The following is a 26,361-nucleotide window of genomic DNA, read 5'->3' on the forward strand; positions in this document are numbered from 1 at the left end:
CATGTATGAACATCAGACGAAAGAAGCGATTCTGGAGCGGATGCGGGAAGCGTCGCCGAAGGGAATCGATACGCGGCAGGGCTCCATAACTTACGACTTGCTCTCGCCGGCTGCCATCGAGCTGGCACATGCCTATATAGCCCTGGATCAGGTGCTAAGCTTCGGATTTGCAGGTCCCGGGCAGCCTTCGGAATTTCTTGATCTACGAGCTGCAGAATTCGGGGTAACCCGGCGTTCAAGCGAAAAAGCAACCGGAGAAGTTGTTTTTAAGGGAGACGAGGATACAGTTATCCCTATAGGAACGTCCGTATCCACCGATGAGGAAGATGCTGTAGCTTTTGTCACGGTCGAAGCCGGAGTCATCAAACAAGGAGCGGCGAAAGTTAGGGCCAAAGCCGTCCTGGGAGGCACGCGCGGGAATGTTGATGCCGGACGGATCAAGCTTATACTAGGAAATTTAACCGGGGTTATTTCCGTAACGAATCCTGAGGAATTTATGAACGGTGCCGAGACGGAGTCCGACGAATCGCTTTTGGGCAGGTATTTCGACCGTGTCCGCAGACCCGCGACGAGCGGAAACATTTGGCACTATCGCCAGTGGGCCCTGGAAGTCACCGGAGTGGGGGACGTGAAGGTATTCCCCACCTGGAATGGTGGCGGAACCGTCAAACTTTCGGTTTTGTCGGAGGACAAACGCAAGCCCAGAGAGGGGATTATCGAGGCGGTCACGGCAGCCGTGGAGCAGCGCCGCCCTGTCGGGGCCGAGGTTACCGTAAGTCCTGCCAAGGAAGTGGAAATAAATGCAACTGCCCGCCTCACGTTGGTTGAGGGTGCGGACCCGGAAAGAATCAAAGCATTGTTTCGCAGCAAGCTGGAAGATTTTCTGGCAAGCATCGCCTTTAAAACAACGACCGTTCCCTATAACCGGATCTTTGGTCTGCTGCTTGATATTGAAGAAGTGTGGGATTTTAAGGAACTAACCATTAATGGCCAGAGCAGCAACCTGGAAGTTAAAGAAGAGGAAGTTGCGGTAGCCGGGGCGGTGGATTTCCTTGTCTAACCCACAATTATTCGAGCTTCAGCGCGACATTGAGAAGGATATGCAAGATTATCTGCCAAGATATTACGTTCTACATGACCCTGAAAGAGGGCCGGGAATCGCCGGAAATGTAATCGATCGGGAAACCGTTGAGCTTACCGGGATCAATCAGCACATTTGGGATGTCCTTAAGCAATTTTTTGTAGAATACGCGACGTGGGGGCTTGCAAAATGGGAAGCCGTTTGCGGTATTCCCGCCGATGAAAGCAAGCCTTACGACCAACGGCGCTCCGTCATCAAATCCAAGCTTCGGGGAGCGGGAACGGTAACTCTCGAGGTAATCAAAAATGTGGCCGACTCGTTTGAGAACGGGGAAATCAATGTCGAGGAAAACTTCTCCCAATATGAGGTCGTCATCACCTTTATCGGCAAGAGGGGACGACCGCCGAACGAGCCGGATATGCGGAATGTGCTGCGCGAAATCATCCCGGCCCATTTGGAGCTGGTATTTAAATATACTTATTTAACGTGGGAGGAAATGGATGCTGCGAACTTATCATGGGAAACGCTTGAGGCGCTAAACATGACTTGGGATCAGCTGGAGGTTTGGAACCCCGCCCATTCCGGAAAGGAGAGAGCATGATGCCGCAGCCACTGCCAAGCGGACTAAAAAGATTCGAGCCGTCGGATATCGTCAGACGGGACGCCCAAAACGAGAACATCGAAGCGATGGACGCCCTTTTTCACGCCTCGGATGGCCATCGTCACACGGGAAAGGCTGGAGACGCTCCCCAGATTGGCCAAGAAGGGCTGTCCGATGGAGCGGTAACCACCGAGAAGCTCAAAGAAAACGGAGTCACGTCCGAAAAAATAGCCTCAAACTCAGTCACATCAGCCAAAATTGCCGATCATGCCGTAACCGCCGCAAAAATATCGGCTGGAGCGGTGACATCCGATAAAATTGCGACCAGTGCGGTAAATACGGAAAAACTTGCGGCGAACTCGGTGACAGCAGAGAAGATTGCAGCATCAGCAATTATTGCCGATAAATTGGCCGCCGGCTCGGTCGGCACCGAGAAGCTGGCTAACAGTGCGGTTACGACTGCCAAAATGGCCGCCACAGCGGTGACCGGCGAGAAAATTGCTGATGCCGCCGTGACTTCCGGCAAACTGGCCGACGGGTCCGTCAACGGGGATAAACTTGCCATAAACAGCATTAACCGCCGTCATTTGCATTCAGGCCAGCTTAGTACGAATATCGCCAAGTATAAGCGGGTATTTGTAACGGGCGGCGAGGTGACGGGACTGCCTACTTCGCCCTATCAAGACTATGGGGCGAGCCGGAACGGCTGGATGCTGTATGCTTCTTACGCGCCACTGCCTCAAACGATAACCATTTACCTGGAGAGGGAGTATCGGGATCTGGAGGGAATTTGCTTCCAAACGAGGGCTGACGCCTACCCTGCAGAATTTAAAGTGGAAATCAGTTTGAACGGCGATGTTTGGAATACGGTGTATACTTACGCAAACCAAGAGCTTGAATCCGAATTTCAAAATCATTTTTTCGATCAGCCGGTAAACGCCACTCATGTGCGAATAACGGTCACCAAGGCGTCCGACCCGCTCGCCAACGTATTTTTGTCAAGAATCGGGGTATATGCGGCGAACGATTACGGCTTTGAGCAGGAAGCATTAGGGGATGTCAGCACCTGGGGATTGACGGCAAGGCTGCAGGGATTGCTTATCATCCCCCAAGGCACCGTCGGGGACCATGGCCTGCAAAATGGAGGGATGGTCAGTTTCAGTGACAAGATATTGATCATGAATCCGGCGGCAGGAACCTATTTCTATATCCAAAGCGGAAGCTATACCTTGCCTGATTGGGGCTACCTCTACGTGGATATCCCGCTTCCATACAGCCATAGGGAAACGGTGACGCCTCAAATCAAGGTATGGGATCATAATCTCGAAAAGCCGAGATTGTACGATCATCCGGATCGCCTCATTTTAGCGCAGCGCATAAACGGCACCGTGTATTTCAATTCCGCGCTGAATACGAATCTGATCAACAGTCTTCGGATGAGTAACGGTTACCTGGAATATAACGACGGAACGGAGTGGAAAGGCGTGGGAATCAAAAGCGTGCAGCGGGGTTGGGTTGACCGTATGACGTCCAGAAACTTGTCTGTGAATATTAAAAAAGTCAATCCCGCCAAGTCCTTCGTAAATATTTCTTATTGCGGAAGAAACGAGTGGCACGACTGGACTTCCGGTACGAACGTGATTCATGTGACAGACGGCAATGTATACGCTGCGCTTAATGATACCGGATCTTCCGTGACTTTTGCTGCGGAAACCAGTTATTCATTTTATCAGGCTATCTCTTGGGAGGTGATCGAGTATGCCTAATTATTACGCTCAACTGGATGAAGAGGGCAGAGTCATCGCTTTAAGCAATCTGTCGGGAGAAGTCATCTCCGATCTGATGATTCCGATCACAGCTGAACAATTCAATAATCGGCAGCTGATGCGTTCCCGTTACATCGACGGCGAATTTCATTCCAACATCGCGCGCATTCATGCGGATAAATCCTCGATCCTGTCCGACGGCTCGGATTTGGTAACCGTAGAGGTGGCGGTGCTTAATGCACAAGGAGAACTGCAAAAGGAATTCAGCAAGGAGCTGACCCTGGAACTGAACGGAATGACCGGACAGGTGCCAGTCAAAAACGGGGTTGCCGCCGTTACGATTAGCAGTGATGAACCGGGGGTCTTTTTGCTGAGAACTGTAGGCCTGGATCAAGACGCCGAATTAAAGGTGGTGGTTACGAATGGCAAGTAAGAAGCCCCTTCCGAAAACGGTGCATTTTCATATTCCAGCGGATCCCCTTCGACTGAAATCAGAGGAGCTGCGAAACCGGCATAGCAGCAGGCAAGAGCAGAGCTTGAAAGGAATTAACGCCGCTACAGTAACGAATGAAATGCTGTTCGAGATGCTTACGGACCTGCTAGACCGCCAGGAATTGCTCGAAGCCAAGCTGGATCAAGCATTGAAGCAAGGGAATATAATCAGATAGTGCGTTTAGGGTTGCATTATCTTTTAACGGATTCCGGAGCTCCTCGGCTCCGGTTTTTGCATCCTTTGGCAAGGAATAAGGATTGCGAATTCAAATAAAACGATAATAGCCAAGGACATAGACATATGTAAATTTATGATTAAACACAGAAACCTTTTGGAGAGAAGGTACGTCTATGATGGCAAGATAGACCAACACAATACTCCAAGAGGTGATATGTATGAAATATCCGTCCAAAATCATTACCTTGTCCGCAGCCGTTGCCCTGGCACTCAGCTTGGCAGGACAAGACTTCGCTTCTGCTGCCGCTTTTAAAGATATCGATAACGTGCAAGATAAAGACAAAATTGTTGCTCTGCATGAGAGCGGATTGATCAAGGGCATCAGCGCAGAACAGTTTGCTCCGAATAAATCCGTCACACAGGCTGAGAGCATACAGTTTTTGGTTAGCGCACTGGGATTGAATCTGGACCTTGTCCGTTTCGTTAAAGAGCCCAAAGCTTCCGATTATTACAAGAATGCTAAAGATTCAGCTTGGTACGCTGAGGCTTTCATTATCGCCGCTGTTAATGGACTGGACCTGCCTGCCGATCTGAATCCGAATGACAAGCTGACGCGCGAAGCCTTCACGCACCAGCTCGTTCATGCGATTGAAATTACCGGCAAGCTGCCGATGATTCATCCTGTCGTTAAGAATTTCAAAGACCAGGATCAAGTCAAAGTCGAGTATTCCGGGTCGATTCAGCGCGCTCTGAACTACGGCTTGGTGAAGCTGGATCAAGAAGGCAAGTTCAATCCCCAAAGAGAAATTACGCGCGCGGAAGCGGCCATTGAAATCAGTAACGCGCTTCAGTATTTAAAAGCACACCCAGCGCCGGCGCAGGGTAGCGAGAGTGAAGCCATCACGGCAGAACAAGCTGTAGAATTAATCAAGAAAGCCGCTGGCAATAAGAACCTGCAGATTAAAATCAATCCGGAGGCCGATGTGACGCGCGAGTCCTTTACGTACCTGCTGGTTCATACGCTTCAAACGAGTGGCCAGCTGCCAATGTTGAAATTGGTCCCCACGGAAATCAAGGATAACGACAAGATCGATATCCTGAATCAGGGCGCGATACAAACAGCGCTTGCTCTGAAGCTCGTAGAACTGGATTCGGAAGGCAACTTCAATCCGAAGAAAGGGATTACCTTAGCAGAGGCGACATCAATGGTCGAACGTGTGCAGAAGATCCTGGCTAATAACGGAATACAGTAGTAAGATTCAAGGAATCGTTGAGACAAAGAGGTGGAAACCGCAATGAAAACGATCAAATGCATGATGGACCACCTGTATTGGGCGGACGGACGCATTTTGGACGCGCTAGAAGAAAGCGAGACGAAGAATAAAGATCTTTTGAAGCTCGTTCGGCACGTCGCAGTCGCAGAACAAGTCTGGCTGTCCCGTTTGCAGGGAAAGGGAAGCGAGCAATATTCGTTGTGGGAGGAAGCGGAAGACCTGGCGACAATCCGGTCGATGTTCGCAGAAAATGCCGAGCAGTATCGCATCTATATCGATGGGCTCGAGGAATCCGAGCTCGACGAGATGGTTGACTATGCGAACCAGAGCGGCAATCTCTTCCGCACGTCCGTACGGGACATCCTTCTCCAGGTTCTCTTACATGGACAATACCACCGGGGACAGATCAACCGGGCACTTCGGATCGAATCAGCAGAGCCCGTCCAAGTCGATTACATTACGTTTGCAAGGCTCGGCACACATTAACCGAATAAGATGGCAAGGACTGCATGCTTAATAAGCCGCGTAGCTGCGACTTTTCTATTTTAATGACTGTGAAGTCATGCTGGTGATGTACGTTAAGTAGGAAGCGTTACGAGAATTAAAAGCTCCCATTATGAAACGGCTCTTCGTCCTTTGGACGAGGGGCTTTTTGTGTTTTATATACGCCCACTCAACAATCATTCGTTCTGCTAATCTCATATCGTTATCTATACCTAAAGTCGTTTACGTTAATCTTGGTGACCAAAGCGGTTTAATGTGGGACAATACTCCTGAGCGGAGAGGAGGCCATCCACGGAATTGATATTGACGGCTGAACAGCTGCATGAATTGAATCATGACCAAATGGATTGCATACAGCTATGGTGGGCCAAGAACCACGAGGGTGAGCCTTTGCTGACAACGTCGGACATGATTGACTTGTTAGGAACAATTGGAGTTGAAGTGTCTCTAATCCCTATTTTAATATCAGAGAACAATATGCAGTTTAGGTTTTGAGACTCTTGTCATCATCCATTTGAATCAACAAAATATAAGGTATTAGTTTTAGAGGCAATCCATGAAGGGAAGCGGGTTAAAGTGAACTTCCGTTTAATGTCAGGTTTCAAAAACATGAAGCTTAGGACCAAGTTTCTGATATCATCCGTTCTCGTTACCTTTATTTCCATATCGATCATCAGCATTCTTCACTACTATATTTCCACGGATTCCACCAAGACTATTATTTCTTCCTCTTCAGAACAGTTGCTCGACCAAGTCGGATTGAATTTCGAACAGAAAATGAATGATATCTCGGAAACGACTTTCACGTACTATCAGAAATCGAATGTTTGCTCGCTGATGGAGAGCCATCCCGGCAGTATTATGCTCGCGCAAGCGACGAAACAGTTTTTGTATCGAATGATTAATTCCAACGAGTATATGAATTACGCGATGATGATCGGGGCGGACGGAAGCGAGAATCACTGGATACGCCAAGATTATTCCAAGGATCAGGTGCTGAATCGCTTTTCATTGCCGGATAAGGAGATTCAGGCACTAAAGGATAAAAGAGGTCAAGTTTCTTGGGCGCCGGGTAGCAATAAATTTTTCTATGCCGCGAGGGCAATGTACGAGCCCGAAAGTTATACGTATTGCGGTATTCTCGTTATAGGGGTGGATAGCCAACATTTCAATGATCTCATCCACTTGGATCAACCGAATTCCGTTTTGGCCGGCAATCTTATGTTTCTCAATGATCAGAATGAATTGATGATTTACAGCGATTCAACTGCAAAAGAGTTATATCAAGCGGCTATAGCGTCCAAAACGAATGAATTTTCCCATCAGGACAGCAAATACATCGTAACAAGTAAAACGACGGAACACATCGGTTGGAGAATCTTGAACGTGACTTCCTTCGACCGTGCGACATCGCACTTGAAAGCGCTTCGATATTGGATACTTGCAACCTTTGCATTTGCGTTCCTGCTGACATTTATCAATGCTGCGGTGATAAGCAAGTATATTACCAAGAAGTTATATGTGTTGGTCAACAGTATGAAAACCGTGTCCGTCGGTGCGCTGCATACGGTCATCCGAACCGATACGAAGGATGAAATCGGGATATTGACGGATAAGTTTAATCATATGGTTGGTGAGATTAGAGAATTGATCGAAAACATCAGCCAAGAAAAATTACGGACCCAGAAGGCGGAATATAATAGACTGCAATTTGAGTACAAAGCTTTGCAAGCACAGATGGACCCGCATTTTCTATATAACACCCTTGAATCAATCCACAGCTTAGCCAGGATCAAGGGAGAGCAGGAAATCGGCCATATGATTTACTTGCTTGGGAAACTCTTGAGGGAAAGTATTAACCGGAAAGAGGATTTCATTCCTTTGAAGGAAGAACTCTCTTTTATTGTCGATTACCTTACGCTGCAAGGGATTACCTATGAGTCAAAATTACAGGTGAAATACGAGATTGAAGAGGAGGTTCTCGCAAGCACTGTACCTCCGTTTATTTTGCAGCCCATTGTAGAGAATGCGATTGTCCACGGAATTGAGAAGAAGCCCGGCATCGGGTTGATTCATATTCGCTGCTACCGGAATAGCCGAGACCTTGTTATGGAGGTGGAAGACAACGGAGTAGGCATGGCAGAAGACACGGTGAACCGATTAATATCCACGGAACAGGAGGAAGTTGATGATCATAAGGGACGTAGTAATGTAGGTGTCATTAGTGTTCATAAACGGTTACAGATTTTATTCGGTCCTTCATATGGCGTTACGATACAGAGTGAGCTTCATCAAGGCACAAAGATCACAATTACTCAGCCTTTGAAATGAAAGGTAACGGAAGGGGACTTGATTCATGGGGGTTAAGGTTATCGTCGTTGATGACAAGCCGATCATTCGGCGCGCAATCGTTTCGACAATGAATTGGGAAGCCTGGGGCTGCGAGGTGGTGGCTGACGCGGAGGATGGGATCGAAGGGAAGCTTGCCATTGATCGGCATCAACCGGATATTATCATTACGGACATTCGCATGCCCGGTATGGACGGATTGAGTCTAGCGGAATATGCAGGGAAGGTAATTCCGCATTGCAAGGTCATCGTTATCACAGGTTATGAAGATTTCAATTATGCCAAAACCTGTGTCAAACTGGGCATTATCGAATTCTTATTGAAGCCCCTGAATGATGAGGAGTTTTCCAGCGCGGTGAGAAGAGCGGTTGAACAAATCGTGAATCATCGAAGATTGCAGAGGGAAAGAGAACAGCTTCTGCCATCAGCGCAGAAACAATTGATCACGGATCTCTTATTAGGCTTCCATCAGAGCGGAGAAACACCGGAATTGTTTCAAGAACTGCTGACCAGGAGATGCGCATTGTTGGTGATCGGTGGCCAAGCCGAATTGGAAAGGGAGAGGGTGACCAAGGAGATTGAAGCCTTATTGAGCTCACATGATGACGGCAATGAGCGATATACGATTCGCTTGCTGAACGATACCGTTATCGTATTTCTTTTCGATTCGTCGATTCCAGTGTCCGTGATGAAGAATCGACTGATCCAACGGCGGATGCAGCTGCAGCAAGCATTGCTATGTGAGAATAACGGCGGCTGCCCTTTGGAATGGAGTGGGCTGTTAAGGAATGCCCTTGAATTGCAAGACCACTACCAAAGGATATCCCGTAAGCTTAGACTGCAGTTTTTCTATGTTTGCGAAGGCCGATCCGAGGACGTGATCAAGCTGTCGATTCTGCATGAGTTGGATCAATTTGCAAGCCTGCTGGGTACGGATACAGAAGGAGAGATGGATGACCGAATCCAGTCGCTTCTCCATCAAATTTCCAACTATGCCGCGGGTAATATTGCGGTTGCAAAAACCCTGATTTCAGAGCTTTGTTTGACGATTGTGAAATACTATTACAAGCTATCAGGAAACGAATGGATCTTAAGCAAGTCTGTGAATGAGATGTTGGAGGACGTGCATCATTTTAAGGATATGGAGCAGGCAAGGAAATATATCGCAGACATGCTCAGCACGCTCCGGAGCAAGCAAGCGGAGGAGACACCCGCGTATAGCCCGCTGGTAACCAACATTCTAAACTACATCCATGACCATTACTACAGCCAGGAGATTTCCCTTCATAAGGTGGCCGAACGCTTTCAGGTCAGCCCGGGACATGTCAGCCGGCTGCTGCGAAAAGAAACCCGTTCCAACTTCGTAGACATCCTCACCCGTACCCGGCTAAAGGCAGCGAAGCGTCTGCTGCGCGATCCTACAAAGCGTATTCAGGAAATTAGCGAAATGACGGGATTCAAGAACTACATGTATTTTTATCAAGTTTTTAAGAAGTACGAAAATAAGTCGCCACAACAATATAAAAAGCAGACATAACGTGTCAAAACCACGGTAAGGGGAACTTTTTACTTCCCCTTACTTTTTTTTAGGAATTTTCTTAAGATATCAGAAAGTTTCAAATTCGAAGCAAGACCTTCCTGGTATCGCAAGAAAAACAACAACTAAATGCGGTCTGTCTACTTTGAAAGTACGTCGATTGATGTTTTTCTTTAGGTAGTGTGAAAAAATCTATTATAATGTTCTGTTTTTAGGATAGTATGCGCTTACATAACTTGGTTTAATGAAAAAGTGGACGTTAACCGAAGCAGTGAAATTGGAGGAGGAGGGATCGCACTGACAATGAAAACGGATGTTTTTCCGTCTCCGCTTAAGCGCGGCAGAAGAAGATTGTTGTCTAAAGAATTCAGGAAAAATTATGATCTTTATTTGCTACTCATACCCGGTATCTTATTTTTCTTCATTTTCAGTTACGTTCCCATGGGCGGAATTGTGATCGCTTTTAAGGATTACAACATCTTTAAAGGCATTCTGGAAAGCGACTGGGCGGGGCTTCATTATTTCAAGGAGATGGTCAGTCTCCCCAACTTTTGGACCATAGTAAGAAATACGTTAATGCTTAGCATTCTTTCCTTGATTTTCGGTTTTCCGGCTCCGATCATTCTCTCGCTTATGCTGAATGAAATTCGGCTCAAATGGTTCAAGCGGGTCTCTCAATCGTTACTGTATATTCCTCACTTTATGTCCTGGATTATTCTAAGCGGTATTGTATATAACATTCTGTCTCCTACCTATGGCGTCATCAACGAGCTGCTGCGCAAATTGGGCTTGGGAGAAATCTATTTTATGGTCAGCGAAAATTGGTGGGTGTCCACCTACATTGCTTCAGGTATATGGCAGAATGTTGGTTGGGGAACCATCATCTATTTGGCGGCAATGTCAGCCATTGACCCTTCGCTCTATGAAGCGGCCGAAATGGACGGAGCCTCACGAATGAGGAAGATTTGGCATGTTACCATTCCGGGTATCGCTCCGACCATCATTATTTTGTTGATTCTGAATATTGGCGATTTGGCAACGGTCGGATTTGAGAAGGTCTTCGCGCTTCAGAACGCGGCGGTTCTCGAAGTATCGCAAGTCGTCAGCACGTTTATTTACACGTACGGTTTATTGGACGGAAATTATAGCTTAGCGACTGCCGTAAATACAGTGGAATCGATCATCAATCTTATTCTCATTCTCGGCTCAAATTATATTGTCAAGGCAACGGGGAGGGAAGGATTATGGTAATTCAACTGAAGAAACCAACAAGACGCAAGAGAACGTTCGGTGATACGGTGTTTAGTATTGTCAATTACGGGTTACTGCTGGCGCTAACGTTTACTTGCCTTTTCCCGTTCCTGAATCAGTTTGCAACCGCGTTCAGCAGTGATTTTGCGATTCGGACCGGTAAAGTGTCCTTATGGCCGGTCGGTTTCCAATTGGATGCGTTTAAACAAGTGTTGTTCGATCCTGTCATTTTCCGTTCGTTGATGGTAACGGTTTTCTTGGCTACGTTTGGAACGTTTCTAAATCTGCTCATGACCGTGATCACAGCATATCCGTTGTCCAGGAGAGATCTTGCAGGTCGTCAGTATTTTATTACTTATATCCTCATTACCATGCTATTTTCCGGTGGCATGATCCCTGGATTTCTTCTGATGAAGTGGCTTGGTCTGGTCAATACCATTTGGGCGTTGATTATCCCGGGACTGGCCAGCGCTTTTAACATCTTCATCATGATGAACTTCTTTCGAGGTTTACCCGATGAAATCAGGGAATCAGCGACGGTCGACGGTTGCGGTAACATCCGTTACATATGGCAATTTGTGCTGCCGCTTTCCAAAGCGGTGCTGGCAACAATCGGTCTATTCTATGCGGTCGGTCATTGGAACACGTATATGGGTGCCGTGATCTATATCGACAACCCGGACCTATGGCCGCTTCAAGTCAAGCTTAGGAATATTTTGCTGCTATCCCAGATGGATACCTCGCTGGAGACTTTGCAGGAGGTTTTCAAGCTTAACGTAACGCAGGAATCGATCAAAGCAGCTGTCATTGTGTACTCCACGCTTCCCATTCTGCTCGTGTACCCTTGGCTGCAAAAGTATTTCGTGAAAGGTGTTACGATTGGTTCGGTAAAAGGTTGAGATATATTCCAATAAACAAGGTGAGGGATCGATATGAAAACGGCAAGCCGCTGGAAAAAAGCTACCATACTCCTGATAACAGCGATGTTGATATTCGTCTTTGGATGCAGCAATAACGGAGACACCGAGGCGAAATCGGGAAACAATCAAGCATCGAAAAAGCTGGAAAAGATTCGAGTCAGCATCTGGGATCGCGGCAATGCGCCTGAAGGGGCCAAAATTACAGATACGATTCTGACGAAATGGATCAATGAACAGGTGGCTTCGATCGGTCTCGAGGTTGAATTCGTACCGCTTCCACGCGCGGAAGAGAGCGCAAAGCTCAGCACATGGATGGCTTCGGGTAATGCCCCGGATGTCATTCTAACGTATTCTGTCGAGACGTTTCTGAAGTTTGCATCACAAGGTGGACTGGCGGAGTTGGATGAGTCGGTCGAGAAGTATGGGCAGGACATTATGGTGAACAACAAGCTTGCGATGGAATCGGCGGGTACCTATGACGGGAAACGATATGCTGTCATGTCTAACCGTCCGTCCGTCGGCGGATCCACCATGAAGATTCGTGCGGATTGGCTCGAAAAGGTGGGCATGGATGTTCCGACAACCATCGATGAGCTGTATGAGGTCTTAAAAGCATTCAAGGAGAAAAATCCTGGCGGCGTGAATCAAGTTATACCGTACTCGATCCCATCGTTTGATAACATGGTTCATTTTGGTCTCTCCTTGGGGGCGGGAATCGACATGGCGGGTCCGGGTACTACGCTGTATATGGCGAGCGGAAACATCGTGGACGGACATTTCGTTTCACAGATTGCGCTCCCCGAAGGACGTGAATATTTCAAATTCCTCCATAAGCTGTATAAGGAAGGATTGCTTCCGAAAGAGTTTATTACGGATATTAACGGACAGCAGCATACCGAGAATGTAACGAGCGGTCTTGTCGGCTTTCTCGAAGACAATAACAGCGTCGTAGGTCTTGAAGAGAAAATGAAAGAAGTAAAGGGAGCAGACTGGGAAGTGGTACCCCCTTTCATAGCTCCAGACGGGAAGCAGCAGTTCAATGCCGGATACCCCTTCGGAATGTTCATTATGGTTCCGAAAACAAGCGAAAAGAAAGCCGATGCGGTCGTTAAATATTTGAACTGGATGTCGAATGAGACCGTGCTGACTACACTGTTAAACGGTTTTGAAGGTGAACACTACTCGCTGAAGGACGGCATTCGCATGCCGATCGATCTGGATAAAAACAGTAAAGAGATCAACTGGTACTCTGCAGATATTACGATCATGAGCCTGGGATTAAAGCCGTATACTCCAGACCAGGTAAAAATTCAATTCGCTGATAAGGGAGAAAACTTCATTAAGGATGTTCTTGAGGAAAGAGAAGTGAAAGAAAAGTATGCCGTGTATCAACCGTTGTTCACAAACGACCGTCCGTGGACGAAAAAGAACGTGACAACGATGGACACCATGCTCCTGCAGGAATTATCTAATGTCATTATTGCCAACGATTTCGACAAGGCCTATGACAACATGTTGGGCCGCTGGAAACAGATGGGCGGTGAAACGTATGACAAAGAAGTTACAGAAGGATTAAAGGCGAACGGCGTCATTCAATAAGAAGGAATCCATAATACATTGGGAATGGCGGCGAAGAGATGATCGTCGCCGTTCTTGTTCGGAGGAGAGTAAGCGATGGATTGGAAAGCGAATTGGATCTGGATCGATGAGGAAGAACAGCCTGTGAATGCACAAGTGTGTTTTCGTAAAACCTTCTCGATCAGCGATACGAACATTGACACAGCTAGCCTCAGTATAAGTGCCGACACTCAGTTCCACGTGTGGATGAACGGATTCGAAGTCGGCGATGGACCGATCCGTTCATCCCCCGATCATTGGTACTACGAACGCTATCAGGTAGGTCATCTTCTAAAACCAGGTGTGAATGTGATTGCGGTGACGGTATGGCATCACGGCCATTCAAATTATCAATACATCGAGAACCGGGCCGGTCTTATCGCATGTCTCGAGGTACATGAGGATTCCGGCAGGTTGATTACCCATCCAACCGATGCCAGCTGGAAAGCACATGTTCATGAAGGCTTTGAAAAGCATGTGGTCAAGAGAAACATCAACATCGGGTGGATGGAAGTATTCGATGCCCGGCGCTCAGACGAAGCATGGTTAAACTCGGCATATGATGACTCGGGCTGGTCGCCGGCTTATACAATCTGTGACGGCGGTGAGGGGGAATGGGGGGAGCTGCATCCACGGATCATCGAGCCGTTCGCGAAGCGGACGCTTTACCCCCGGCAGCTCGTTTCGGAATCGGAAGTTCAGCCGGTGCGGAAGGTTATATCCGTCAATATGCGGGACAATTTCTATCCGGGGGATCGGGATGCGAATGCCAAGGTATTCACGGGTTATTTCGCAGCCGCCATTGAGGCGGATGAAGACATGACCTGCAAGCTGACGTTCGCGCACACGCCATGGAATGGGGTGCAAGGCCGATTCAAGATTGACGATCAATGGTATCGTGCGGGCGACGAGATCACCTTGGCGCGGGGAAGGCATTTATTCCTCGTTGAGATCGGCGGTGTACATAATGACGCCATCAGCCATATGGAATGGGATAGTCCCGCGGAACTTCGGTTCATCCATCCCTTTAGCGATGACGCTGAATCCGCCTTCGTCACTTTGGGACCATACCAAGTCATTCGTTCGAAGGCGGATGGGCGTCAGCCGAAATATGGAGGTGTGGAGAAGAAGAACGGGCTCGACCTGGAACTGCCGGCTTTTAAAGCTCCGGGGACTTGCGATTCCCTGCAAGCTTTCCAAAGGTTCCGGGATGAAGCGGCAACCGTCCCCGCCGTTCGCGTAATGGAGAATATGAGCTTGTATTCACTCATGCTGCGCAAGACGACGCTGGCAAGCTATGCAGTCAAGCGGGAGAAGGAGCGCATGCTGTACAGACATGAGCTGCCTACGGTTGTTCCCGTTCCCCAGTATGGCGGGCAGATGGAATATGTTCTTGACTTCGGAAAGCTGTATGTTGGCCGTATTGAGCTGGAGGTTCAAGCCCCGGAGGGTACTGTGTTCGATGTTTACGGCTTCGAAGCAATGGTAGATGGAAGGATTCGTTATACATCGGGACTGAACAACGGATTCCGCTACACGTCCAGGGACGGAAGGCAAACGTACAAGAGCGTCACCCGCATGGGCTTCCGATACCTAATCATAGCGATCCGGAATCAAACGGAGCCCGTCTCAATCTATAAGGTGACCGTTGAGCATTCCGGCTATCCGGTAACGGATCAAACACTATTCCGCTGTTCCGACCCGCTCTTGAATGATATATGGGAGATTAGCCGTCATACTTCTGAAGTATGCACCGAGGATACGTTCGTCGATTGCCCGACGTACGAACGCGTTTTCTGGGTAGGGGATTGCCGGGTAAGTGCGCTGGTAAATTATTATCTGTTCGGTTCCTATGAACTCGTCAAGCATTGCCTGGAGATGGTTCCACGTTCACGCGATCAGAGTCCGCTTCTCCTTGCATGTATGCCTACGGACTGGCAGAGCGTCATCCCGATGTGGACCTTCAGCTGGATGATCGCTTGCAAGGATTATGTCGAATATAGCGGAGATATGGATTTTATAGGCCAAATCTATCCTGAATATACACGGACCCTGGACGCTTACTGCGAGTTTCTCAATGATATGGACTTATTCGATATCAACTCCTGGAACATGGTGGATTGGGCTGACATGGACATCCCGCGCGCAGGAGTCGGCACTGCTCAGCATGCTGCACTCGCCTACTGCTGTCAACTGGCGTCGGAGATGGCGCTGAAGCTGGGCAAGCCCGAAGATGCAGAACGATGGACCGGCATAGTACGCCGGATGAGAGCAGCGCTTGACGCGCATTTGTGGGATGAAACGAAGCAAGCGTATGTCGATGGTCTGTACCGGAATGGGGAACGCTCCAAGACATATAGTCATCAGACTCACATTTTGTTGTATCTATTTGATGCACTGCAGGATGGAAAGCGGTCGTTAGTGGAGAGTCAATTGGTCCAGCCTCCGGAGGATTGGGTGCAGGTGATATCTCCGTTCATGTCATTTTACTTGTTCGAAGTATGGCAGAGGCTCGGAAGGCTGGATAAGATTCTGGATCGCATTCGGGATGTCTGGGGCACGATGGTTCGCAAGGGATCCACAACAGCATGGGAAACGTATCCGCAGACGCGCAGCTTTGCTCATGCATGGTCGGCAGCTCCCGCGTATACCTTAGGCAAACACTTACTCGGGGTAGCCAGAGTGGATAATGGGTTTAAGCGGATCATGCTGCAGCCTCCGGAGACGGACATCGAATGGGCAGAGGGCTCGATTCCAACCCCTTTCGGAAGGATTGACGTTGTCTGGAGCAAGGAAACGGAGCGGCACCACATGACAGTCAAGGTTCCGGAGGGTATTGCGATTGAGGATACAGGAGCGGTTGAAGCCGGCTGGGATGTTGAGATCCAGCGATATCAATAGGACAACGGATTGGTAAAACAACAGGAGTGTTAGAGAGGGGAGACTTTCGCACAATGATATCTTCCGAAAGCAGCAAATGGAGCAAAGAAGATATTTGCGCTCATCTGGGCGATGAATACGAGCGTTATCTTGGCGCGATCGTCCCGCCGATTTTTCAAAATTCATTGTTCACCCGCAAGACGAAAAGCCATGGATATACGTATACCCGCGTCTCGAATCCTACATTGGAAGTGGCGGAGAGGAAGCTTGCAGCCTTGGAGGAAGGGGAAAGTGCGCTGACCTTCTCCTCCGGCATGGCCGCCATTACGGCAGGCATCATGCACTTTGTCGGAACGGGGGATCACATTCTATCGCTGAAGAGCGTTTATACGCCCGCGCGCGTGTTCATGGAGACGTATTTACTGAAATTTGGCGTGGAAAGCACGTTCGTATCCGGTGAACGTGTGGAGCAATTCGAACAAGCCATTCAGCCGAACACAAAACTCATCTATTTAGAAAGTCCTGTATCGAATGTATTCACGATGCAGGATCTGCAGGCAATTGCGGATCTGGCGAGGAGCAGGGGAATTGCAACGATGGTCGATAACACGTGGGCTACCCCGCTGTATCAGAACCCGCTGCGATTCGGCATCGACGTCGTAGTTCATTCGGCATCGAAGTACTTGGGGGGACACAGCGACCTCATCGGCGGCGTTCTCATTGCTTCCAAGGATATTACCGAATCCCTGATGCATCAGGAGCGCAGCTTGTACGGTGCTGTGATGGACCCGCATCAAGCTTGGTTGTTGACGCGCGGGCTGCGTACTTTGCCGGTGAGAATGGCAAGGCATTCGGAGAATGCTAAACAGGTGGCCGCCTTCTTGCACAGCCATCCTATGGTCGAGCGGGTGTTTTATCCCGGACTTCCGGATTATCCTCAATATGCGCTGGGCCGGAAACAGCTGGGCGGATACTCCGGATTGCTCAGCTTCATTCCGAAAGGGGCGGTGAAACCGATTACCCAGATGCCGAAGTCGATGAAAGTATTCGAGGTAGGTCCGAGCTGGGGAGGATTCGAGAGCTTAATGAATTTCCCGGGTGCAGGGATTGATCCGGCGACCTCGGAGCGAACAGGGATTCCACAAGGATTGATTCGTATTTCCGTAGGGCTGGAGAATGTTGAGACGATTATGGAGGATCTCGACCGCGGGCTGCACAGTATTTCAAGGTCTATCTAACGATGAGGATGGAGAAGGGGTGGGAATATGGTAACGAACATACTGCCACGGGCGGAGTTAGAAGGGTATATTCAAAAGATTATTGACGGCATGATCCAATTGCGAGCTGAAAATGAAGGAAGCTCACGTATCAACATCATTTCGATGAATCACTGGGACTGGTCGCAGGGCGTCGGTTTGTTCTCGCTTTATTTGTATTACAAAGAAACGGGCAACCAAGCGATCCTTGAATATTTAATTCAATGGTTCGAGGATCGGATCGGGGAAGGTCTTCCCCCGAAAAATATTAATACGATGTGCCCGATGCTTACACTCAGCTATCTCTATGAAGAAACCGGACGCGAAGATTTCCTGGAGCTGTGCAAGGAATGGGTGGAATTCGCCGTAAACGGTGGAATTCCGCGCACCCCGGAGATGGGCATGGCGCACGCGACGATCTCCGGACCGAATGAAGGCCAGCTGTGGGATGATACGCTTTATATGACGGTTCTATTTGTAGGAAGGATGGGCAGGCTTCTGAAAAATGAAGACTACCATCAGGAGAGCATCCGTCAATTTCTAGTTCATCTGAAATATTTGACGGATACGTCGACAGGGCTCTTCTTCCACGGATGGACCTTCGAGGGAAATCACAATTACGCCCGTGCGTTGTGGGGAAGAGGTAATGCTTGGTATACCGCGGGGTTGGTCGACTATTTGGACATGGTTTCCTTGCCGAGAGGGGTATCGGACTACCTGATTACCTCTTTGGAACGCCAGGTTGAGGCCTTGGAGAAATGTCAGGATGAGAGTGGGATGTGGCGTACCATCCTGAACGATCCGACTTCATATGTAGAAACTTCGGCAACCAGCGGGTTCGCCTACGGCATACTTAAAGCCGTGCGAAAAGGATATTTGGATGCGAAATATCAAAAGACAGGGATGAAGGCGCTGCAGGCTGTGCTTTCACGAATCGACCCCGATGGCACCGTACGAGATGTTTCGTATGGCACCGTGGTCGCGGATTCCATTGACTATTATAAGCAGATCAAAACTTGCCCGATGCCATACGGCCAGTCGATGACGCTGCTCATGTTGGTGGAGAGTCTGAAGCATGTGTAGGTGCTGAAGAAGTATTGCGATATTGACTGGGTGAGACCCCTACCGCACTCTTAAACATTTTATTAAAGAAGCTTAGGTCATCGTAGCCGACATCCTGGGCAATGTCCATAATTTTGCGATCGGACTGCTCCAGCAGATGCTTCGCCATTCGAATGCGTATTTCATTGCGGAATTCTGTGAAGGTCTTGCCGATATATTGCTTGAATTTGGTTGAGAAACCAGTCTGGCTCATCCCGCTCATTTCGCTAACCTGGGCTAGTGATAAGGACTGTGCGTAATGCTTGCGAATAAACTCGCTGATGTGACGGATGATCTTCTCGTCCGATGAGAACGCCTGCAGAGGAGAATGCTTCCGGTCGTGGTAGCAGCGGCTTAAGAAAATGAAAAGTTCTATCAGGCGTGTCTTCGTTAAAATACGATATCCAAGCTTTTTCTCTTTGAATTCGAGAATCATGCGATGGAGCAGTGCTTCCATTTCCATCTGTTCGTAGGGCTTCAACCGGAGATGCCCTTGGAAATGCACTGTTCTTCGAAGGAAGGGTTCCAAGTAGAAAAAATCGACGAAGGAGGAGACATCGGAGAGCGCTTCCAGTTCGCGCCGCAACAGCTCAGGTTGAAAGAGCACGTTATATACGACCGGGATATGCTCATGACCTGCTCGATAAGCATGCTCTTCATCCGGCTCAATCATGAAGACGTCGCCTTCTGCGATCTGGTAGTACTCTCCCTTATAGTAATGCTCTCCTTGACCTTGGGCAACGTAAGCAAGCTCGAAGAAGTCATGCGAATGGGAGGAAACATTCTCTCCCGGACTGAAGCGGTAGGGCGCGGCATAAAACAGGAAATCCCGGCTTTCCAGGAACATTCCGCTGTCCATTCGTGTCATGTAATCAACTCCAAAATATGGCGTAGTATGCTCATAGATTCATTATAATGCTTCGCAGGCGAAGGGGTAAGACAGAAATAACGGGCGGGATCATAGTGACCCGCCCGCTACTTTCTTATGGCTGTTTGGCGACTAGAGGAAATAAACCTCCACCGAACGGTTGCCCCTTCTCAAGACCTGCATGCTCTGTCACTAGGTGGCTTTTGCCATTGAAGATGGTTCCGTCCGGCATATAAATAATGGCCAATACGCGCCTTGGTTCGTCGCTTTGGTTCGGGTGCGCGAAGTGGAATGTGAGACCATGGTGGAATGTGCAGCTGCCTCGTTTCAAGGGAACCTTCACCGGCTTCGTCTTCTCCAGCTCTGTTCCCCTGACCTGATCATATAGATCCTGCGGCTCCGCTAAGTTAATCCCTCCCAGCGTACCTACCTTATGGGAACCCGGAACAAACATCATGCAGCCGTTATGATCGTCGACATCATGCATTGGAATCCAGATAGACAAGGCGCCGGGCGCTGTCATCGGCCAATAGGGAAAATCCTGATGCCAGGCCGTCGGTTTGGAATCCTGCGGCATCTTCCATAATCCGTGATCATGGAAGATACGTATGCCGCTCGCCCCGCTTAGCTTCATGGCCATCTTAGCCAGCTTCGGGTGGAACGTGTATCGACTCATGCCACCATGATCGCGCCAAAGGTTTACCTTCTGGTTCAAAACCTTATAGTAGCTTCCGCCTTGGACAGAGGTGGAAACCGAATGGCTGCTTTTCTGTGTCATCGCTTCCTCCAAAAACCCGGATAACTCATTCATTTCTTCTTCCGTAAGCGCGTTCTCGATCTCAACAAATCCATTCTCCTGGTAAAAGTCAATTTTGCTTTGCGGTAACGATATATCCATCGTGATAACTCCTTCCACTATATAGGGTGGGCGGCTTTGATTACACATTACCAAAGGGATACATTCTAATTCTCGGTTTTTTTTACAATAAATTCGGGTTATTTTTCAAAGCGGAAAAGTAACAACCCGCCTATTTAGGCGCAAAACATAAAATCTAATATAATGTTCGTTTTTTTGAATAGAAAGTGCCTTCAGAGCTTGATTTAATAAGGCAGTAGGCGAGTTTATCGGAGGTCGTCAGTAAGATCGGGCGGGAAATAACCAAGCTTGAGCAGAAAATCGTCAACGGACGGAGGATGAAAAGGATGAGTGAGGCTTTAAGAATCCTAAGATTGGTGGAAGGTCATTGGGAGGATCTATTGTCCAGAATTGAAACGGAAGAGGATGAATTAGAGAGGGGCGCTTTGATTACCAGAGGATTGGTCCATTTGCTGTCACCTCTCTATTGTCACTCTGAATCTCGTTATTATAAGGATCCATCGCTCCTTCCGTGGATGAAGCTTGGAGTGGAATGTCTGCTAAACGACCAATTGGAGAGCGGATGCATCTCCCTGGCGAACTGCAATATTGATTCACCCCCCGACACGGGCTTTCAAGTACATGGCACCGCGATCGCGTATCATGTGCTGGAGAAGTTCGGTTCACCGGAACTTCAAGAGGTGATCGAGGGCATTCGATTGTTTCTTGAACGGGCGAAGCCTTGTTTGCTAACCGGCGGAATACATACGCCGAATCATCGCTGGGTGCTATGTGGTGCGCTCGCGAATATGTATGAAATTTTCGGGGATGAAGCATTTAAGAACCGGGCTATGCAGTTTCTTGCCGAGGGACTGGACATCACGGAATACGGTGAATGGACGGAGCGCAGTAATGCCATGTATAATTCCGCACTGGCCATCCACTTAATCGACGTTAGCGTAGTATTTGGACATGAGCCTTCATATGATGCGGTGTGCAGGAACTTGTTGATGATGCAGTACATGTTCCATCCGGACAACAACATCGTAACGGAGTACTCCGGGCGTCAGGATCTGGGTCAGCGCGCGAAGATGAATGATTGGTATTATACTTCCCTGCATCTGGTCGCAGCAAAGAGCCGTCATCCTGTATTGATCTCATTAGCAAGGCTTGCGGAGGAAACGGCGTCCGTTGGCTCCAATGCGCTGATGTATTGGATGCTGTACCCCGAGAGAATGGCTATACCCGAAAGTCCGGTTGAAGCAATGTCCGATACCTATACGGTATTTCTAGGCAATGGACACCGGGTAAACGTCCCTGTGCAGGTTCCATATGGCAGCCATGTAAGAAAACATCCGCATGGCGCCCCGCTCGTCAGACATCGGCGGGGCAAGTTCAGCGTTACGGTCATGGCGGGGCAGCCTGAACTGCTCTACGTTCAGTATGGCAAGGCGAGAATGGTAGGGTATAAGCTTGGGCTGGGTTGGTTCGGAATTGCGAACGTAACCTTCCCGTCCCTTGAACAAACTGGAGATTCGCGTTATCGCATGGTGATTGAGTTGGAAGGCAGCTATTTCGATGCGCTGTCTCCAGAAACCGTGCAGGGGCTGGACGGATCTTATGTCGATATGCCCAATAGGGAGCGCGGCAAGACGCATGTCACGACCCTTCAAGCTGCTGTGGAATTCGAATTGCTGGAAGACGGCGTGGAGATCACACTCATCTCCGAGAATGTACCGAATATCTACTACCAGCACATATTCCAGTTCGATCCTGATGGTGTGATGGCAGGAGAGGGGATTCGGGCGACGGATCTTCCTGGAATTCAGCAGCTAGTTCAAGGGTATGCCGTCTTCGAACAGGATGGGGATTGCATCGAGATTGGACCAGGGGAGAAGCGTCATCGTGAAGTGGTGATCCGTAACGAGAAGCCGAACCCGGGGGTTGCACGCTTAACCATCAATAGTGTCACACCATTGAGACAGACTTTATCCATTCGCGTGTATGAATCAAAGCAGAATATCCAATCCGAATAAATGCGGAAACATGATCTCATGAGGAGAGTGATGACATGACGGGTTTGTGTTTGAATGAAGACAACAACCACTTTTATTATAACCGGCGAAATCGCGAGGTGTCCCGAGCCGATATCGAAGCACTTGTGGATCAATATGCCGATACCCAGGTCAAAGAATTTATCGTGAATGTCAATGCCATGCGTACGTCTTACGACAGTAAGGTGTGGGATTCCTTCTGGACGGGATACGATCCGGAGGCGGGGGACGATCAGCAGCTCTTTCAGAGCCTGCCGGCTGAATCGCGCCAAGTTACGCGGGCCTGGATTCACCGCGCCTGGCAAATCCACCAGGGTGGTTTGGACTTCTGCGGAATTCTTCTGCAGCGCGCGCAGGAGAAGGGACTATCGCCGTGGGTGTCGGTCCGGATGAACGATGTTCACTGCGTGGATGACGAAGCTCACCCGCTGATCTCTGGATTTTGGCGCGAACGGCCAGAGCTTAGACGGGTTCAGCACCGCTTCACGGCGTGGACGGACAAAGCGTTCGACTTCGGCAGAGAGGAGGCCCGCGAGCATCATTTCCAATTGATTGAAGAAGTCGTGAACAGGTACACGTTTGATGGCATTGAATTGGACTGGATGCGATTTGCTCTTCATTTTAAACCGGGAGAAGAAGAAGCAGGCCGAGCGCATTTGACAGCTTTCCTGCGCCGGGTTCGGGAGCTGCTTGATCGTAAAGGAGCCGAGCGCGGCAAGCGGATCAAGATTGGATGTCGGGTGCCCTCGAGACCTCAGACAGCCTTCGATCTGGGGATGGATGCGATACTATGGGCACGCGAAGGACTTGTCGACATGCTCGTCCCGACCCCATTCTGGGAGACGGTTGAAACCGATATGCCGATCGATCTATGGAAGCGCCTTCTCGAAGGCAGCGGAACGATGCTGGCTGCAGGACTTGAAGTCCTGCTCCGGACGTATCCGGCAAGCCCTCTGCGGCAGACCAATACGCTCGAGACCGTTCGCGGGACAGCCGCCTCGTTCCTCGCGCGTGGAGCCGATCGCATTTACTTGTTCAATTATATGGATTCCGATACGGCCATCTCGGACTTGCACAACTACCCTACCCTGCTGCGGGAAGCAGGAGAACTGGGCACGCTGCAGGGGAAGCCAAGGCGTCATGTTCTCACGTACGCGGATACCTGGTCACCCGGGGAACCACAGGCAACAGCGCTGCCTATTCATCTGAGAAGCGGTCAGAACCGTGAGGTTCGCATGCCGATCGGGCATAAACCACAGCCAGAAGAAGAGGCATCTGTTGTGATTGCGGCAGGATCCAATTTTAGCGTGGAGCAGCTACAGGTGTATGTGAACGGGGAGCCTTGTGGAGCGGGCCAGCCTGTGGAACTGCCGATGCCTAAGCCTGAAGGTCAAGCCTATTCGTATGCTCTGCCAACGTCCGCGATGAAAGACGGTTATCAAATAATCGACTTTGTGTCCGTTGCCGAACAGGATCAGACGCTAACGATCCAATGGGTAGAATTGCAAATCGGATTCCGCGTAGAGGATGGCTTGGAAACGAAGAACGTTATGGAAGGTAGGAACGGAGAATGAAGTCATTGGACCTAGGTAAATTCAAAGGTGTAATCGTTGCCATTCCGTCATGTTACGATGACAAAGGCGAAGTCCAGCCGGAAGCTGTTCAACGAATGGTCCGGTTCCTGATCGATAAAGGAGTCAATGGAGTCTACGTTTGCGGCAGCACCGGCGAGGGGCTGCTGCAGAGTGTGGAGGAAAGAAAGCAGGTGCTTGAAGCGGTGATCGCAGAGAGCAAAGGAGAAGTCGCGGTTATTGCACATATCGGAGCGATGAATACGAGGGATAGTATTGAGCTGGCGATTCACGCCGAGCGTGTTGGAGCGGATGCCATATCGGCGGTCCCCCCTTTCTATTACCGGCACAGTGAAAATGCCGTACACAAGCATTGGATGGACATCATAAGCAGCACCGAACTGCCATTTATTATGTACCATATTCCCGCAACAACAGGCTTCAACCTTACATTAGATTTGCTGCGCCGGATGATAGTTAATCCCAAGGTTATCGGCGTCAAAGTTTCCGTGAGCAGCACTTACGAGCTGGAACGCTTTAAAAGGATCTCAGACAACGATTTCCTGATTTTCAACGGACCCGACGAACAATATTTGGCAGGGCGAATCATGGGAGCCGACGGCGGAATCGGCGGAACTTACGGCTGCATGCCCGAATTATTCGTGCGCTTAGAACAGTATTATGTCAGTGGCATGATAACGGAAGCGCAGCATCTGCAGACTCTGATCAATGATATCATTTCCGATCTTCTTTCACTCCCCACCCATTCCGCACTTAAAGAGATCATGCGGCTGCGAGGGATCGACTGCGGCACGGTCCGTGCGCCGTTGGAAGAGATACATGAGTCTCAGGCGCCGCTTGTAAGGCAAATACACGAAAAAATCATGCAGACGATCCGTGAGCTGGTACCGATCCCAAATGGAATGTAATATTCGATTCTCAGAAGGCAAGGGATATTAGTTAGCATGAGCAGTAAAAGCCACTCCGGATAAGGGTAAAAGGAGTGGCTTCTTTGGATCAAATGGCCGAGTGACTGGGCTCCGTGAAATAGTTAAAAAAGGAGGACAACATGATGAATTATGCACAGCAAGACATTGCCGAGCACAAAGGAGACCCTGCAAACGGGATTTGGCGGTTTGCCAAATGGCTTCCGGTTGTTCCTTCGAATAAGCAGATCACCTTGGGAGAAGGAAATACACCGCTTGTCGAAAGCCGAAATCTTGGAAAAGAGATGGGCTTGTCCGCTCTGCATTTCAAGCTTGAAGGAGCCAATCCGACGGGTTCTTATAAAGATCGCATCTCTGCGCTCGGTGTATCTTTGGCTTTGACCAAGGGGAAGGCAGGATGTATTGGAACCTCCTCGGGAAATGCTGGGGCTTCCGCTGCCGCCTATGCCGCTCGGGCCGGAATTCCTTATTACTTATATGTACTGGAGAATATACTCCAGGTTAAGCTGGTTCAGGCTGCGCTGCATAAGGCATCGATCACCCGAATTCAAGGATTCGGTGTCAGTGCGGAGATCGGGGAACGGGTATTCGAATGGATTGAAGAGCAAGCGAAGGAACGAAATCTCGAAACGATGATTACTGCGTACAAATATAATGCGTATGCGATGGAAGCCGTCAAGACGATTTCGTTCGAACTCGCGCAGCAGCTGGCATCCTGCCCGGCGCCTGATGCTGTATTCATTCCTGTCGGAGGCGGAGGTTTGTACGCGGGCATTAGCAATGGCTTCCGGCAGCTTCGACAATTAGGACGAATCGATTCGATTCCGCAATTGGCAGCGGTTCAATCGGAAGGCTGTTCGAACATCGTCCGGGCTTGGACGAGCGGCGAAGAGGTGCCCGCACCGGGTGATTCAAATTCGATGATATCCGGTTTGCAGGTGCCGAACCCGCCAGATGGAGAGAGGGTATTGGAGTCGCTGAACAGCAAGGAGGGTTTCGGAGTCTCTGTCCGTGATTCAGACGTGTGGTATTGGCAAGAGAGACTTGCCGCCCAGGAAGGGATCTGGTGCGAACCGGCGGCGGCAGTTTCGTTAGCTGGAGTGGCTCAAGCTGTCAAGGATGGCCGTTTAAAAGCCGGCGGCTCCGCCGTGTGTATTCTAACAGGAGCAGGATACAAGGACGGGGAGAGAGCAGCTGCAATGGCGGGTGTGCAGGGAAATATACCTCTTATCGATATCCATCGATTGGAGAATTAAAC

General features: G+C 49.3%; 21 protein-coding genes. 19 read left to right on the top strand and 2 right to left on the bottom strand.

Going from position 1 to position 26,361, the window contains the following annotated elements:
• Position 1 precedes the first annotated feature (1 nt).
• The 15 genes from ACTHPM_RS05430 to bglB all read left to right on the top strand — a co-directional run bounded on the left by ACTHPM_RS05430 (position 2) and on the right by bglB (position 18,789).
• On the top strand, positions 2 to 1,060 hold the full coding sequence (locus ACTHPM_RS05430) for a baseplate J/gp47 family protein (protein WP_440394173.1): 1,059 nt from the start codon (positions 2 to 4) through the stop codon (positions 1,058 to 1,060).
• On the top strand, positions 1,053 to 1,682 hold the full coding sequence (locus ACTHPM_RS05435; RefSeq protein ID WP_440394174.1) for a putative phage tail protein: 630 nt from the start codon (positions 1,053 to 1,055) through the stop codon (positions 1,680 to 1,682). The genes ACTHPM_RS05430 and ACTHPM_RS05435 overlap by 8 nt, the downstream gene beginning before the upstream one ends.
• Positions 1,682 to 3,448 (top strand): discoidin domain-containing protein, encoded by a 1,767-nt coding sequence (locus ACTHPM_RS05440; RefSeq protein ID WP_440394175.1) that lies wholly within the window; start codon positions 1,682 to 1,684, stop codon positions 3,446 to 3,448. The genes ACTHPM_RS05435 and ACTHPM_RS05440 overlap by 1 nt, the downstream gene beginning before the upstream one ends.
• Positions 3,441 to 3,881, top strand: a complete 441-nt coding sequence (locus ACTHPM_RS05445) for a hypothetical protein (protein WP_440394176.1) — start codon at positions 3,441 to 3,443, stop codon at positions 3,879 to 3,881. The genes ACTHPM_RS05440 and ACTHPM_RS05445 overlap by 8 nt, the downstream gene beginning before the upstream one ends.
• On the top strand, positions 3,871 to 4,116 hold the full coding sequence (locus ACTHPM_RS05450) for a hypothetical protein (RefSeq protein WP_440394177.1): 246 nt from the start codon (positions 3,871 to 3,873) through the stop codon (positions 4,114 to 4,116). The genes ACTHPM_RS05445 and ACTHPM_RS05450 overlap by 11 nt, the downstream gene beginning before the upstream one ends.
• Before the next feature lie 220 nt (positions 4,117 to 4,336).
• The gene (locus ACTHPM_RS05455) at positions 4,337 to 5,371 is read left to right on the top strand and encodes an S-layer homology domain-containing protein (RefSeq protein WP_440394178.1); all 1,035 of its coding nucleotides are present in this window, start codon (positions 4,337 to 4,339) and stop codon (positions 5,369 to 5,371) included.
• Positions 5,372 to 5,413: 42 nt separating this feature from the next.
• Positions 5,414 to 5,878, top strand: a complete 465-nt coding sequence (locus ACTHPM_RS05460; protein WP_440394179.1) for a DinB family protein — start codon at positions 5,414 to 5,416, stop codon at positions 5,876 to 5,878.
• 879 nt (positions 5,879 to 6,757) lie between these two features.
• Positions 6,758 to 8,227, top strand: a complete 1,470-nt coding sequence (locus ACTHPM_RS05465) for a sensor histidine kinase (protein ID WP_440421459.1) — start codon at positions 6,758 to 6,760, stop codon at positions 8,225 to 8,227.
• 25 nt (positions 8,228 to 8,252) lie between these two features.
• The gene (locus ACTHPM_RS05470) at positions 8,253 to 9,782 is read left to right on the top strand and encodes a response regulator transcription factor (RefSeq protein ID WP_440394181.1); all 1,530 of its coding nucleotides are present in this window, start codon (positions 8,253 to 8,255) and stop codon (positions 9,780 to 9,782) included.
• Positions 9,783 to 10,085: 303 nt separating this feature from the next.
• Positions 10,086 to 11,033: an ABC transporter permease gene (locus ACTHPM_RS05475; RefSeq protein WP_440394182.1), complete on the top strand. Its 948-nt coding sequence runs from the start codon at positions 10,086 to 10,088 to the stop codon at positions 11,031 to 11,033.
• Positions 11,027 to 11,932 carry a carbohydrate ABC transporter permease gene (locus ACTHPM_RS05480; protein WP_440394183.1) on the top strand — a complete coding sequence of 302 codons (906 nt, stop codon included), beginning with the start codon at positions 11,027 to 11,029 and terminating at the stop codon, positions 11,930 to 11,932. The genes ACTHPM_RS05475 and ACTHPM_RS05480 overlap by 7 nt, the downstream gene beginning before the upstream one ends.
• A 33-nt stretch (positions 11,933 to 11,965) precedes the next feature.
• Positions 11,966 to 13,552, top strand: a complete 1,587-nt coding sequence (locus ACTHPM_RS05485; protein ID WP_440394184.1) for an extracellular solute-binding protein — start codon at positions 11,966 to 11,968, stop codon at positions 13,550 to 13,552.
• Between the two features lie 75 nt (positions 13,553 to 13,627).
• A complete protein-coding gene (locus ACTHPM_RS05490; protein ID WP_440394185.1) occupies positions 13,628 to 16,471 on the top strand; it encodes a family 78 glycoside hydrolase catalytic domain in 2,844 nt (947 codons plus the stop codon).
• A gap of 53 nt (positions 16,472 to 16,524) precedes the next feature.
• A complete protein-coding gene (locus tag ACTHPM_RS05495) occupies positions 16,525 to 17,688 on the top strand; it encodes a trans-sulfuration enzyme family protein (RefSeq protein ID WP_440394186.1) in 1,164 nt (387 codons plus the stop codon).
• A 27-nt stretch (positions 17,689 to 17,715) separates the two neighbouring features.
• The gene (gene bglB, locus ACTHPM_RS05500) at positions 17,716 to 18,789 is read left to right on the top strand and encodes a beta-galactosidase BglB (RefSeq protein WP_440394187.1); all 1,074 of its coding nucleotides are present in this window, start codon (positions 17,716 to 17,718) and stop codon (positions 18,787 to 18,789) included.
• On the opposite strand, the gene ACTHPM_RS05505 is transcribed toward bglB, so the two are convergent.
• Positions 18,758 to 19,675 (bottom strand): helix-turn-helix domain-containing protein, encoded by a 918-nt coding sequence (locus ACTHPM_RS05505; protein WP_440394188.1) that lies wholly within the window; start codon positions 19,673 to 19,675, stop codon positions 18,758 to 18,760. The genes bglB and ACTHPM_RS05505 overlap by 32 nt on opposite strands.
• Positions 19,676 to 19,790: 115 nt before the next feature.
• The gene (locus tag ACTHPM_RS05510) at positions 19,791 to 20,573 is read right to left on the bottom strand and encodes a phytanoyl-CoA dioxygenase family protein (protein ID WP_440394189.1); all 783 of its coding nucleotides are present in this window, start codon (positions 20,571 to 20,573) and stop codon (positions 19,791 to 19,793) included.
• 335 nt (positions 20,574 to 20,908) lie between these two features.
• Here ACTHPM_RS05510 and ACTHPM_RS05515 point away from each other — a divergent pair, with 335 nt between their 5' ends.
• The 4 genes from ACTHPM_RS05515 (at position 20,909) to ACTHPM_RS05530 (ending at position 26,359) form a co-directional block, all read left to right on the top strand.
• Positions 20,909 to 22,567 (top strand): hypothetical protein, encoded by a 1,659-nt coding sequence (locus ACTHPM_RS05515; protein ID WP_440421461.1) that lies wholly within the window; start codon positions 20,909 to 20,911, stop codon positions 22,565 to 22,567.
• A 35-nt stretch (positions 22,568 to 22,602) separates the two neighbouring features.
• On the top strand, positions 22,603 to 24,159 hold the full coding sequence (locus ACTHPM_RS05520) for a hypothetical protein (protein ID WP_440394191.1): 1,557 nt from the start codon (positions 22,603 to 22,605) through the stop codon (positions 24,157 to 24,159).
• Positions 24,156 to 25,085 carry an N-acetylneuraminate lyase gene (locus tag ACTHPM_RS05525; protein WP_440394192.1) on the top strand — a complete coding sequence of 310 codons (930 nt, stop codon included), beginning with the start codon at positions 24,156 to 24,158 and terminating at the stop codon, positions 25,083 to 25,085. Before ACTHPM_RS05520 ends, ACTHPM_RS05525 begins: the two co-directional genes overlap by 4 nt.
• A gap of 143 nt (positions 25,086 to 25,228) precedes the next feature.
• Entirely contained in the window at positions 25,229 to 26,359 is a 1,131-nt protein-coding gene (locus ACTHPM_RS05530; RefSeq protein WP_440394193.1) for a threonine synthase, read from the top strand.
• The last annotated feature ends 2 nt before the right edge of the window (positions 26,360 to 26,361 follow it).

The organism is Paenibacillus sp. SAFN-054 (assembly GCF_051966755.1).
GTDB lineage: Bacteria > Bacillota > Bacilli > Paenibacillales > Paenibacillaceae > Paenibacillus_AQ.